The organism is Sphingobacterium sp. WOUb80 (assembly GCF_050058145.1).
In the GTDB taxonomy this organism is placed as follows: Bacteria; Bacteroidota; Bacteroidia; order Sphingobacteriales; family Sphingobacteriaceae; genus Sphingobacterium.
The window spans coordinates 3,162,950-3,175,314 of record NZ_CP165617.1; the positions used below are offsets into that span (position 1 = coordinate 3,162,950).

The window sequence follows — 12,365 nt, forward strand, 5'->3', positions numbered from 1 at the left end:
GTCATGTCAACGTAATGATCACATAAAACCGACTGTTCTTATGATCAATGAAAACATTTTGGGTATTGTTGCGGGTATCCTCACATCTATTTCCATGCTGCCGCAGCTCATCAAAGTGTTAAAGGAAAAGAATGTAGATGATCTTTCTCCTGTTATGCTGCTAACGTTAATCATAGGGCTTTCCCTATGGGTGTGGTACGGGGTAATGAAAAGTGAGGCGCCGATTATCTATTCCAACGCATTTGCTGTTCTTGTGAACCTGTGTCTGTTAGGCAGCTATCTGATTTATAGAAAAAAGACATAAAAAAAGGCGGATAACAATGTTGCTATCCGCCTTTAACACGAAAACACTATTCTACAAACCGTTCAACCAGCTATTCACCTCATCTTGTGTTTTTCCTGTTTTCTTTTGAAGTTTACCTACCAACTCATCTTCTTTACCCTCTGCATATAGTAAATCATCATCTGTAAGGTCTGCATATTGCTGTTTTACCTTACCTTTAATTTCGTTCCAACGACCTTTCCATGTTAATTCACTCATAATATTTTTCCTTTCGTTTTTTTATAAATAGAACAGCCTGCGGCGGGAATCGTTTAAAAAAAAATGTTATCAAATGTTAAAAGATATCCGCCCCTATTTTACTCCGTTGTATCAATGGTCGTTTCCTCCGGATCGAGCGGCGCCGGTGGGATTTCATCGACATTGCGTTCGATTTCCTGCGTCTCTACATGGACCGCAAATTCAGAAGGTTCGATCGGAATAGCCATTTCTGTTGCATACTCCCGCGTGAAAATAGCTCCAAAATAAAGTATTGCCGCAGTGTAATACACCCAGAGCAAAATAAGCACAAATGAGCCTGCCGCACCGTAGGTATCCTGTGTAGCCGAACGTTCTAGATATATCCCGATCAGGTAGCGGCCAATCACAAAAAGAATGGCTGTAAATAAAGCTCCGGCGCGAACAGTCTTCCATTGAATAGTAACGTCAGGCAAAGTTTTAAAAATGACGCTAAAGAGAATCACAATGACTACAAATGAAATAACAAAATTGATTAGGTTCATGAGTACAACGGTGATATCAGGGAAATAACGCTGAAGCTGCCCGGTCAGGGCCAAAATTATACCATTAATAATCAAGGTCACCACCAAAAGAAATCCCAGTCCAATGACAAGCGACGAGGAAAGCAGGCGGTCCTGAATCATCTTGAGCCAGCCTTTTTTTGGTTTGGGGCGCACATGCCAGATCTTATTGATTGAATTCTGCATATCGCCAAATACTGTCGTAGCACCGATTATCAGGGTCACTATACTGATCACCAGCGCCATATTTGATTTGCCCGACAGCTGGAGATTTTGAATAACCTCTTCGATCTGCTTGGCAGCATTGCTTCCGACAAGGCCTTTGAGTTCGGCAAAAACCTTTCCCTCAATGGCTTCAGCACCGTAGAAAATGCCGGCCAACGAAATGATCAGCACCAATATCGGCCCAATGGAAAAAACAGTATAGTAAGATAAGGAGGCACTGTATTTCATGGAGTCTTCATTCATAAATCCCGATACTGTATTTTTCAGTATCGTCCAATAAGTCTGCAGCTTGCTTGAGTTTTTCTTTTTTACATCCATTATCTTTCCAGTTTTTAAGAAAGAAACTCTTGGAAAGAGCAGAACGTTTGTTTTTTAAGAAAATTTACGCTACGATTCGGGTATTCAGCTTGCAAAAAACTAGGTATACAGCGTAAAAAACAACCTCAGACACTTCAAAATCAAGTAGTAAGCCCCAAGCAATTATCATAAAAGAAATAAAGACAAACTAATGATTAAATTCCATTGTTCCTATAAAAAAACACCATAAAACAGCGTACAACAAGATGAAAAGTATTCAAAACGACCCCAATATTTTAAATGACCTTATTAAAATCAACAATGACCGCATCGCGGGATACATGCTGGCGATCGATCTGGCCAACGAGCAGGGCGAAGGTGCCCGTGAAGCGGTATTTAGGCAATTAATTGAGCAGTCTGAACAGTTTATCGAAGAGCTCAGGCCCCAAGTGGAGCTTGCTGGTCAATATGCTTCCGACCGGACGAAATTAAGCGGTGAGCTCTTCCGGCTGTGGATGGTGATCAAATCAAAAATTTCAGGCGGCAATATGCAAGATCTGCTGGAGAACTGTGAGCGGGGCGAGATTGCCTTTCGGGAGGTGTACAATAGAGCACTCGATGAGGGCAATAAGCTATCCATTGGTGTCAAAAATCTGATCCAGATTCAACTCAGCCAGCAACGCGAAGCCCATGAAAATATTAAAATTCTGCGTGACATCTAAATTCTGCGCGCTATGTTAATTATCGATAGTGATTTCCGTATCGACAAAATAAAACGCATTCCCCTTTTGGGAGAATGCGTTTCGATTAAGATACACTATTTAAATAAGGCTTATCAAGCTATTTTTTCAGGCAGCGGATCTGTACCGCTTCTGTACTGCTCGCTACTCTCCATCCGATACCATAACCGATGTCTTTTGCAGCTCCCGTCATGTGCAGCGTTTTGTAACCGCCCGCCGTTGCTGTTACCAGATACGCCCCTTCACTGCCGATCACATTACCGATATTATCATTCGGGTAATAACCACGGTAAGCAAAAAACAGATATTTATCACGTTCAGATACCGGGAAGTTGACCGGTTCGTCGGTTTTTACGCCAAAGAACATACCACGTGTGGTCGCCGAAGTACCATTGTAGTAATCAACATAGCGTGCCGGATTCCATACTGCGACCAGATTTGGATTATCCTGCCCCTTGCCAGCCTGCTGTTTGGGATCTGTGCGATCAATCAGCGTCTGTACTTCTGCTTCCATCGGCAACCGCCATGTTCCGGCTGGTAAAACCAATGCACAAGGATCACCATTGCCGCCATTGGTGCCATCGGCATTCTGATTTGTGCCATCCAGGCGTTTTGGCAAGAGACGGTCTGGAAACCAGTAATCGCCCGGACTGTTTACTTCACTTCCAAAACTATATTCGCCGGTCGATGGATTGCGCTCCAGGTTACCTCCAGACCAGGTTTCGTTACCAATATTGAAAGTAGGTAACTTTTTAGGACCTAAGTTTAATTGGAGGGTATACTGTACTCCTTGTTTTAAGGATAAGCCTGTCAATTCCACATTTCCCACAACGCCGTTAATGGTCACAGGATCGAGCCTGACCTTGCCGGCCGCTGTACTGCCAACTGCGATCATAACCGGATTGCTGGTCCATACCTGTGCCGTGGCAAGGACTGGAAAAGTTAAGGATTTAGTACTGGAAGCACCGGCAAAAGTAACTACACCACTGACCTCATCGAATGTGTAATTCGCAAAATTCGGTTCTATTGTTCCACCGCCAATAGCCGATATGGTACGTCCGCTTCCGGCATCAAACTGGACAGTTACCTGCGTAAGCTTGTGCTTAAGCACAATATCCAGCACATTGCTCCCTGCGGTAATTGTTTGATCTATTTCCTGCCATAGAGGATCTTTGTCGGCACCGGTGGCGCCCGGATTTCCATAGGAAGACACGATAAACTTATAGGCACCGGGATCCAGTTCAAACTTATTGCTTGCTCCGCCAGTACAATTTACTGTCGTAAGCAGGGTTGTACTCCCCTGTTTATATACACGCACGGTATAGTTGCCATTAAAAGCGGTGATGGCACCGACACCAGTTGCAGCCTTTGCCGAAGCACGCAATGCAGTGGAAGACGAATTGCTGACTTCGCTCAGGGTAGCCCGTACTACGAAATCCTCGTTAAAAGCGACGGAAAAACTTTGTATCGCTGCGCTGGTCGCAGCTGTTTTTGCTGTGGAGGCCTTGGCAAGCGTACTGCTGCCATCATCGGGGCCGATACCATTCATTTTTAAGGTAATAGATGCTTTGTCTGCTGCCGTATTTTCGTCTTTGCCTTTCTGGCATGAACTGACCAACAGGAACCCGATAACCGAAAAACACAGGAGGGTTTTCATAGAATACTTTTTCATAGTTAGATGGTTTAGATGTTAGTCCCAAGAGTTGTTGTCTACGGTATGGGATTGCGTCTCGGTTTCTTCCCATTGCTGCTTGGTTGCCGGGTTGACCGAGCCAGCAGCAATACCATTTTCCAGTTCAATTTTTCGGACGCTGAGGCGAGGTGCCACATAGTCCGCACGGCCTTGGCCATCGCTCAATTTTTCTTTGTTAATTTCCATTTTTTATTTTTTTTGAATGTGCTAAGCAATTTGAAATATTACTAGTGAGATGATTCGAAAAAAAAGGACACAAAGCATTAATAATTAAGAAATTAAATACGGCAGATACTCTTTTCAATTCAGTAGATACCCTAAAGTAGCTATTATTTGGAGTGGGCAAATCGAATTGGGGGCAGCTTTATTTTTTCTGTAGCGAAGCAACTACAAAACAGCTCAAAATAAGCACATTAGCTACTCGAGAGCATCAAACTAAAGATGAAAATGTTTTTTTTAGCGCATCTGGACAAGCTCCTTTGGCTAGCGTGCGACGGCTTGCGAAAAGCTGGGGGGCTAGAAGTCGATCGGGAGCAGTTAGCAAGGGATAAGCCAAACGGTATTCTGCTAGCCAAAAAATAAATAGGTCCCTGAATTAGATTCAGAGACCTATGCCGAAGGTTCAGTAAAGAACTCCGATTATTATTGGCTATTACAATCGGTAGGAAACCGTCGCCACGAAATTTCTGCGCTGCTGTGGATTGACAGACCAGTAACCGATATAATATTGTTTGTTGTTGATGTTATTGAGGTTGAAATTGACACGGAATTTGTTGAACGAGTAGTATACCGCTCCATTCAGAAGCGCATAACTTGGAAGCTCAAACACGCCCGTCACGCTATTGTCGATGACCTTGTACTTTCCGCCATAGTTACCACCGAGGCCAAAGCCCAGATTTTTGAGCTTACCGTTCTGAATCTGGTAAGATCCCCATACGTTACCCAATGTACTTGGTCCCTGGCCACCCGGAGCACGGCCCTTTTCGTTGTAGAAATCATTTCCGTTGCCGGCGATGATGGCAATATGGTTATAGCTGAATCCGGCTTTAACCGAAAAACCAGCGTATGGTATTGCTTCGATGTCAAAATCAACACCCTTGCTCTCTACCTTTCCGCCCTGTACTGAGCCCGTTGGCGTGCTGTACACCCGATTGGCAACCCGAATATCGTACAGGGCTAGCGTTGTCCACAATCTATCTTTGATGAGGCTTGCCTTTGTGCCCAGCTCCCATTGATTGGCCCGCTCCGGTTTAAAGGATTGCACGCCAGTCTTGACATTATTGGCATCGTAGACGATATTGGGTGCAACATTGTAGAATGCATTCATATAGTTCGCAAAGAGCGAAACGCGGTCTTTGACCACCTGATAGACCAGGCCCAATTTGGGCGAAAGGGCCCACTGGCTATAATTGTCGTCCGCATCGGAAACCTCGCCTTTTGAATCAAAGTAATCGGCCCGCAAGCTTGCCATCAGCGAAAGGCGGTCGGTCAGATCCAATAAATCTGACGCGTACACGCTGAATGAACTGTTTTTGATATGCGAGGGATCGCCCGCATCTGTACCTGCCAGTAGCTGGTCGATCGCCTGCCTGGTCAGTGGAACGACCGGCAGCTCTTTGCCGTCGCCATCCAGCGGCCCTTTGACCAGTCCCTGCGGATTTACCCGACGTCCCAGGCCCCAGCCCGAACCATGATCCTTGACATCGCGGGCAAAATAGTCCACTCCCACCAGAAGCCTGTTTCGCAAGCCTCCAAGTTTAAAGTCGCCGTTAAAATTCTGCTGTATATCGAAGGTTCTGGTCTTCTGATTTTCATTGTGAAAATACTGGTCAAAATAACTGTCGCCAGGCTGATTTCCCCAGATATAGCTGTAAATCCCATCCGACTTGACATTACCCATGGAGACCACAGTCTGCGAATTCCACTGTTCATTGATCTTATAAAGCACCTCGCCCTGCACATTGGAACGGGGGTTTTTGATGGATAAATCGTTGTTGGTAAAGGAAAGCTTGGGGTTGAGGTTTAGTTCGGCAATATTTTTAAAGGTTAAAGGAGCGACACGGTCCGAATGGAAGAAAACCGGCGCTACAGCCCTTTTCATATCGAGGAGCTCGGCCATCAGATTGACCGTCAGCCTGTCATTGACCTTATAAGTTAGTGAAGGTGCAAAATAGAAGGAGTTTTTGAAACCCGCATCCTGAAAACTATGTTCGCGGTGGAAGGCCGAATTGATCCGAAGCGCTACCGTTTTGCTTTTATTTAAAGGCGAATTGAGATCTACCGTTGCGCGGTGCAGGTCATTGCTACCATAGCTGTAGCCCACTTCACCGCCAAAATCAAAGTAAGGTTTTTTGGTGATGGTGTTGATCACGCCGCCATAACCGTAAAAGCTAGCGCCAAAAAGTGTCCCCGAGGGTCCTTTAAGCACCTGTATTTCCTCTACACCGGCCGGATCCAAAATACCGCTCGACAGGCCCGGAAGTCCATTGACCAGGTTGCTCTGCGCCTCAAAACCACGCAGGGAGAAATAAGCTCCGCCATCGCCGCCCCGTCCTGTCGATTCCCAGGTGCGGCTTATACCCGACACATTGCGCAGCAAAGCGTCATCAAAATTGGTAATGGCCTGCTGCTTCATTATTTCATGGGAGACCGTCGTATACACCTGCGGATTCTCCAAATTGCTCAACGGCATTTTAGCGACAGAGCTTACCGTCCGGTTGGATCTGAACGCAGATACGAGTACCTCCTGTAACTGGGCATAGTTTTCATTGAGGACAAAGTCAAGAACCGTAGGTTTATTGCCCTCTACCGTTACTGTTTTTTCGATTGAATTTAAACCTGTAAAGCTCGTGATAAGCTGGTAATTCCCCGGTTTTAGGCGTTCAAATTTGTACTGCCCATTTTTATCTGTCTGTGTCCGTCTATTCGTTCCCTTAATGGTCAGGTTGACCGATTCTGCCGGATTACCATCTAGGGTCGTAATCTTTCCGAAGATACTGGCTGTCTGTGCATTGGCGACACCGGTAAGCGATAACATCGCTACAGCAATATGTATAGATTTCATTCCATAAAAAATTTATGGAGCCGAATATAGTACTATTTCATGTTTATTTGAAATTAATTAGACTAATTATAAATAATTAATTATTCAAAGCTAACCTCGGGGTTAAATAATCTGGGGATCGGCGCAATACGCACCTACCGGTAAATCCAGCGCGCGCTACTCAATTCTAAAAATTCAAGCCAAAAAAATAATGCATTACAAAATAATTAACCTTATAGCTATAAATTATTTGTAGCTCCATGTAACGCTACAGCCAAGATTTCATCCAGCTAAATCACTTCTGATCAGCGAGAGACAAAAAAGCCAGTCCTTTCGGGCCGGCCATATATTATGCGATATTAGCGAAAAGCACCTTGACCATAGCATACGCTGAGACAAGGGCAGGAGGTTTACTACAAAAGCTTATGCCATTGCTCCGCTTATTTTCTTTTTCGTTTTTTTGTTTTTTCGACCATACCAGATATAAAAGCCCGTAATCGGTAAAGATGCACTGATCAAACTAGCGACAAATGCAAGTATCTTGGTCGTCAGCCCGCCGATAGAACCTTCGTGTATCGGTAGATAAAGATGCTCCAGCTGATGTGCCAGCGATTCATGCTCTTCCTCCTCCTCTATTCCGATCTTGCGCTGTGTATAACGGTCATAATGCGATCGATAAGATTCATCTTTTCCATATACGACAGTCATGGTCGTTGCTACCGGATCTTTGGGTGTTGGGTAAGCCCAATACATTGAATAAGTATGCGCCTTAGGGTATAATGCTTCTTCCTGTTCAAATACACGATCCATTAAGGCAACGAATGGAACCTGCGCCGTCCCCGGTGCGGGTACTTTGGAATGGAAAACAAGTTCTTCTTCCCCACCCAGCATCCAATGGACGCCCTTACTTACCCAGGTCAGACCAATACAAAGGCCGGTAAAAGCAATGATGATAAGCAGCAAAAAAGTATAAAATCCATTGATATTATGGAGATCATAGTTTTTACGGCGCCATTTGGTCCCTTTTTTCCAGCGAAACCAATACCGCTGCTTGGCAGCGGCCTTGTTCTTGGGCCACCATAATATCAGCCCACTGATCAACAGAACGATAAATAGCAAAGTCGAATAACAAACGATAGTCTTGCCAATTTCTGTTGGTAGCCAGAGATTAACATGCCCCTCGAGGATAAAAGGAAAAAATTCAAAGCCCCGCAGGTTTTGTTCCTGTATCTTTGCATCCTTCACACGAAACAAAGCGCCGTTACGTTCTATTTTCTGATCTAGGATCTCTCCTGTATAAGGGTCGAAGGAAAACCAGGTGCGGTGCGCCCCATTATCGCCAAACAGCAATAAGGATTCTTTATCGCGAAGATAACGGATCATAAAAGGCTCCTGTGCAGCATTATCCTTAATCATTTGCTGCTGCGCTAGTGCGACAATTTGAGATGGCTTCAACAGTGGTCTCCCTTTTGAGGCAATATTGGCAACAATAGGCTGCGTTGCTTTGACAGGAAAAACAGCCAAAAATTCTTCATGAAACACATGAATACAGCCCGTGACAGATACGATAAAAACGACAATACCTGTCATTAAGCCTAGCCAAAGATGCAGCCAAGCTGCTATTTTTTTAATCATAATAAGCGTGACTAGCGGGTTAATACAATTTGTCAATACGCAGCAGCCAGGTATACCCCGGAGGGACGCGCATTCCTTTGGCCACGACACCCGAGGATTTGGAATAGGAATAGATAAAACCATCCGTATCCCCCTCGTGATTGGTCAGAATATAAGCTTTGTCGGACTCGACAATGACACTTTGAATAGATCCCGAACTGCAGGGCGGAATATCCAGGGTTTGCAGCTGCCCATTGCCCAGGTCAAGCACGCCGAAAGAGAAAATATGGCTACCCGAGAGCTTGCTGTTGTTATATCTGACAATCGCCTTGCCATTGTCCAGATTCCAGATACCTGAAATACGATCTGGATTGTCATCAAATATCTGGTAGCCCGGATCAACCGCCGTGGAACCATTCTGAATACGCAAAAGCATCACATTATCACCGGTATCTCCATACAGCTGACCGGCAGCGAAATAGATATTCTGGTTATTGTCCATAAAGGAGTAAGGCTGGAACAAACTGGTAAAGCCAGATTGATTTGTCCTGCTATCGGTGATGATCTGCTCTACTTTAAAAGTATTGGGATCGATGACCGCGATATTCACTTTGCCGTCTATGGCTTTGTAGTTGCTGCTTAATCCATAATTGAAACCCAAAAACAGCTTTCCGTCACTGGGACGAAACTGGGCAAATCCAACGATAAATTTGTCATAACCCTGTGGAATTGCAGGCAGTGCAATTTCTCCCATGCGCATCTTTAAGCGCACCGAGTCCATAACCGCATAACGTACACTTTTATTGTCCCCGCTCGGGCCGATGAGCACAAGATCGCCATTCATCCAGGTGTGTGCATATTCCGTTCCCAAATGTGTAAAAGGGACTTCCTGCGTAATCTGTAGCCGGTCATTTTTAATCTGATATTTTCCGAAGCGCCCTTTTCCGAGGGTCTCATAATAATAGCCGTCTTTGATTACCAGACCATAGTTGAGCTTTTCATCTACTTCAATACCGCTCTGGACATAATTGAGCGTTCCCGTATCCAGGGATTGTACATTCACAACAAAGGTTGACGAATTGGGATAATTGCCAATACGTGCCCAAACCGCATATTTTCCCCGTTCGGCATCGCCATAGTATTTTGCCTTATCTTTTGAGCAGGAAAAGACGGCCACCGTCAGGCAGACAAGGCCCATGATTCCTGATAATATATTTTTTGACATCATGATCGATAGTAAAAGATTAATGGATATAGTATCTAAATTTGGTAAAGAAAGCCCGCCCCGGTTTCTGCAAGCGGAAATTATCGTATGCAGTTTCATTGGTGAGGTTGCGGCACTCTACTGATATATTATATTTTCCATTTTTCAGTGCATAGGTCAGCATGGCGTTATGGATCCATTGCGTGGGAATTTTCAACTTTCCATTCGGATCACCGATTATTTCCCATGTACGGTAAAACCAGTGCACGTATTGCGTATACCAATTGAACTGCAGGCGCGTATCCTTTCCGAGTAGATTATTTTTCCCGATATTTATCTCAGCATTGCCATATAACCAAGGCTGGTTTGGGATTTTATTGCCATAAGAAATATCCTTTTTGCCCTCAAATTCAAACGTATTATTGACAGCGTGCTGATAACTCGCATTGACAGTCGCTCCGAGCAGGTCGCCATACGAATAGCGGAACTCGCCCTCCAGCCCTTTCACTTTTACGGCCGAAACATTTTTGTATTGGCTTTGATTGGTGAGCAGAACAACAGGATAGATAAAATCCTGCACATCACGGAAGAAATAGCCACCTTCCACAAAAATATGCTGGTTATCGTCCAAATTATGGGAGAAAAAGGCCCCGGCGTTAATGTTATGGCTATTTTCAGGTTTCAGCTTGTAATTGGGGATGATATTCATTCCATCGCCGAGCATTTCTGCTGCACTCTGTAGCCGGTAAGCCTTCTCGTAAGAAGCTTTGATACCCAGCTCCGGTGTAAGCATAAAGCGGGAAGCTAAACCGTAGCCCCAGTTACCATTTGAACCCGTACCATCCTCGGCGCTTCCCGAATAATAGCCCACTTCCTGTTCGATGGAAAAACTAGAGCGGTAGTATTTTGTAAAGAATGTATTTGAAAGCCTTTTGCTCAAAAATGACTGCTGGTAAGAAAGGCCCAAGATCTGCTTGGTCATTACATCACGGGTTGTGTCGCTCCGGTCATACGCATTAAACATTTTATTGACGGTGCGGTCTAGGGTATAATTGACATTCAGAGCATGGTCGTCGGCAATTGCGTAAGCCAGATTGACCCGGCTAAATAAGACGGGCCGTGTAATATTATTGAGTGAGCGCTGGGTATTCACTTCAGCCGTGGTCGAAGGAATATAGCTTCCATCCCATTCATAACGTCGCAACACCGTATCCACCACCTCATACGAATCGTTGGTGTAGGATGCGAATGTGCTAAAGTCAAGACCTTTCAGCAACAGATTGTCCTTGCGGTACCTGAAGGTGCCATTTAAAGCATGCCCGTGTGAGAATGCATTTCCAAACACAGCCTCTTGGGAGGCCCCGGTCTGGATATCCCGTTTGTTGGCCGAATAGCTACCGCCCAGAAAAATGACATCAGCCCATTTCTTACCGGTAAAACCAGCCTCCATCTGAACCATACCCGATTGATAGCGATCGTGAAAACGTTTGACATCCATTGGAACGTAAGCATACTTCTCCTCATTCCAGACCTCAATATCTTTCATGGTATAGTTATTTTTCGAATAATTATGGAACCCATTCAGTTTGACGGTGAGTCCAGATTTGGGGTCCACCCACTGTGAATTCAGGGCCGATCGATGCGTATTGAATGAGCCATAACTATAGCTGAGGTCGAGATAATTGCGGATCCGCTGATCGGTGATCACATTGACGGCCCCACCTAAGGCATCTGATCCCAGGTCCACAGGCACCACACCTTTATAAACCTCTATTCGTTGGGCAAGATTGACCGGAATATTATTGAGGCTCATGGATGTCCCCATTGTTTCCATCGGGATACCGTCAATAAAAAAGCGGATGGCTTTTCCAGACAGCCCATTGACAGAGAAATTGAAATCAGAGCCAAGTCCTCCCGATTCACGGACACGTACTCCTGTACTTCTGTTGAGGATCTGATTGAGATCTACATTTGCATTTGCATAATGCTTTGTCTCGATCGCATTTACACTGAAAGCCTGCTCTTTTACCTGCTGGTTTTCAGACTTACCCGTGACTTCGACCGTACCCAGTCTCCGGTCAGATTTTTTTAGCTGAATGTCCAGGCGAAGTTTTTGGCTGCGACGAACGTCTACCGAGCGCTCGAGTTTTTCATAACCCAAGGCAGAAAAAATCAGCTGATAATGCCCGGGGTTAATGTTTTCCAGGTCAAAGTAGCCATCATTTCTGCTCGTTGTTCCTGTATTTAGATTGCTTATGATGATCGAAACATCGGTGATCGGGTTTCCATTCTGCGCGGTAATTCTCCCCTCAATACGGGCAAGACTATCCGCTTTTTTTGACTGCGCATTTAATAAGAAAGGCAGTAGGATGCATACAAAAAGACAAAGCAATTTTGTACGCAAAAATTTGTTAATTTGCATTACTTTAAAATCTTCAGTTTTAGAGGTAGCGCATTCTTCCGTTGCTG

At 44.8% G+C, this 12,365-nt stretch carries 10 protein-coding genes; 2 read left to right on the forward strand and 8 right to left on the reverse strand.

The features are described from left to right. Positions 1 to 40 precede the first annotated feature (40 nt). Complete coding sequence (locus AB1Z56_RS13280) at positions 41 to 304, forward strand: SemiSWEET transporter (RefSeq protein ID WP_426792296.1); 264 nt, start codon at positions 41 to 43, stop codon at positions 302 to 304. Positions 305 to 355: 51 nt separating this feature from the next. On the opposite strand, the gene AB1Z56_RS13285 is transcribed toward AB1Z56_RS13280, so the two are convergent. Both AB1Z56_RS13285 and AB1Z56_RS13290 read right to left on the reverse strand, forming a co-directional pair. Next, positions 356 to 541 carry a CsbD family protein gene (locus tag AB1Z56_RS13285; protein WP_046675215.1) on the reverse strand — a complete coding sequence of 62 codons (186 nt, stop codon included), beginning with the start codon at positions 539 to 541 and terminating at the stop codon, positions 356 to 358. Positions 542 to 639: 98 nt separating this feature from the next. After that, a complete protein-coding gene (locus AB1Z56_RS13290; protein ID WP_426792297.1) occupies positions 640 to 1,623 on the reverse strand; it encodes a YihY/virulence factor BrkB family protein in 984 nt (327 codons plus the stop codon). Between the two features lie 245 nt (positions 1,624 to 1,868). Here AB1Z56_RS13290 and AB1Z56_RS13295 point away from each other — a divergent pair, with 245 nt between their 5' ends. Then, positions 1,869 to 2,324: a PA2169 family four-helix-bundle protein gene (locus tag AB1Z56_RS13295; RefSeq protein WP_426792298.1), complete on the forward strand. Its 456-nt coding sequence runs from the start codon at positions 1,869 to 1,871 to the stop codon at positions 2,322 to 2,324. Between the two features lie 118 nt (positions 2,325 to 2,442). Here AB1Z56_RS13295 and AB1Z56_RS13300 read toward each other — a convergent pair whose 3' ends face one another. The 6 genes from AB1Z56_RS13300 to AB1Z56_RS13325 form a co-directional block, all read right to left on the reverse strand. Further along, positions 2,443 to 4,014: a fimbrillin family protein gene (locus AB1Z56_RS13300; RefSeq protein ID WP_426792299.1), complete on the reverse strand. Its 1,572-nt coding sequence runs from the start codon at positions 4,012 to 4,014 to the stop codon at positions 2,443 to 2,445. Positions 4,015 to 4,032: 18 nt separating this feature from the next. Then, positions 4,033 to 4,221, reverse strand: a complete 189-nt coding sequence (locus tag AB1Z56_RS13305; RefSeq protein WP_309362783.1) for a hypothetical protein — start codon at positions 4,219 to 4,221, stop codon at positions 4,033 to 4,035. A 466-nt stretch (positions 4,222 to 4,687) separates the two neighbouring features. Continuing rightward, complete coding sequence (locus AB1Z56_RS13310; protein ID WP_426792300.1) at positions 4,688 to 7,099, reverse strand: TonB-dependent siderophore receptor; 2,412 nt, start codon at positions 7,097 to 7,099, stop codon at positions 4,688 to 4,690. Positions 7,100 to 7,501: 402 nt separating this feature from the next. Next, a complete protein-coding gene (locus tag AB1Z56_RS13315; RefSeq protein WP_426792301.1) occupies positions 7,502 to 8,713 on the reverse strand; it encodes a PepSY-associated TM helix domain-containing protein in 1,212 nt (403 codons plus the stop codon). 19 nt (positions 8,714 to 8,732) lie between these two features. After that, complete coding sequence (locus AB1Z56_RS13320; protein ID WP_426792302.1) at positions 8,733 to 9,920, reverse strand: hypothetical protein; 1,188 nt, start codon at positions 9,918 to 9,920, stop codon at positions 8,733 to 8,735. A gap of 16 nt (positions 9,921 to 9,936) precedes the next feature. Next, the gene (locus AB1Z56_RS13325) at positions 9,937 to 12,318 is read right to left on the reverse strand and encodes a TonB-dependent receptor domain-containing protein (protein ID WP_426792303.1); all 2,382 of its coding nucleotides are present in this window, start codon (positions 12,316 to 12,318) and stop codon (positions 9,937 to 9,939) included. Between the last annotated feature and the right edge of the window lie 47 nt (positions 12,319 to 12,365).

Coding starts and splice junctions, on each gene's coding strand:
- AB1Z56_RS13280 (WP_426792296.1), top strand. CDS start 41: ATGATCAATGAAAACATTTTGGGTATTGTTGCGGGTATCCTCACATCT.
- AB1Z56_RS13285 (WP_046675215.1), bottom strand. CDS start 541: ATGAGTGAATTAACATGGAAAGGTCGTTGGAACGAAATTAAAGGTAAG.
- AB1Z56_RS13290 (WP_426792297.1), bottom strand. CDS start 1,623: ATGGATGTAAAAAAGAAAAACTCAAGCAAGCTGCAGACTTATTGGACG.
- AB1Z56_RS13295 (WP_426792298.1), top strand. CDS start 1,869: ATGAAAAGTATTCAAAACGACCCCAATATTTTAAATGACCTTATTAAA.
- AB1Z56_RS13300 (WP_426792299.1), bottom strand. CDS start 4,014: ATGAAAAAGTATTCTATGAAAACCCTCCTGTGTTTTTCGGTTATCGGG.
- AB1Z56_RS13305 (WP_309362783.1), bottom strand. CDS start 4,221: ATGGAAATTAACAAAGAAAAATTGAGCGATGGCCAAGGCCGTGCGGAC.
- AB1Z56_RS13310 (WP_426792300.1), bottom strand. CDS start 7,099: ATGAAATCTATACATATTGCTGTAGCGATGTTATCGCTTACCGGTGTC.
- AB1Z56_RS13315 (WP_426792301.1), bottom strand. CDS start 8,713: ATGATTAAAAAAATAGCAGCTTGGCTGCATCTTTGGCTAGGCTTAATG.
- AB1Z56_RS13320 (WP_426792302.1), bottom strand. CDS start 9,920: ATGATGTCAAAAAATATATTATCAGGAATCATGGGCCTTGTCTGCCTG.
- AB1Z56_RS13325 (WP_426792303.1), bottom strand. CDS start 12,318: ATGCAAATTAACAAATTTTTGCGTACAAAATTGCTTTGTCTTTTTGTA.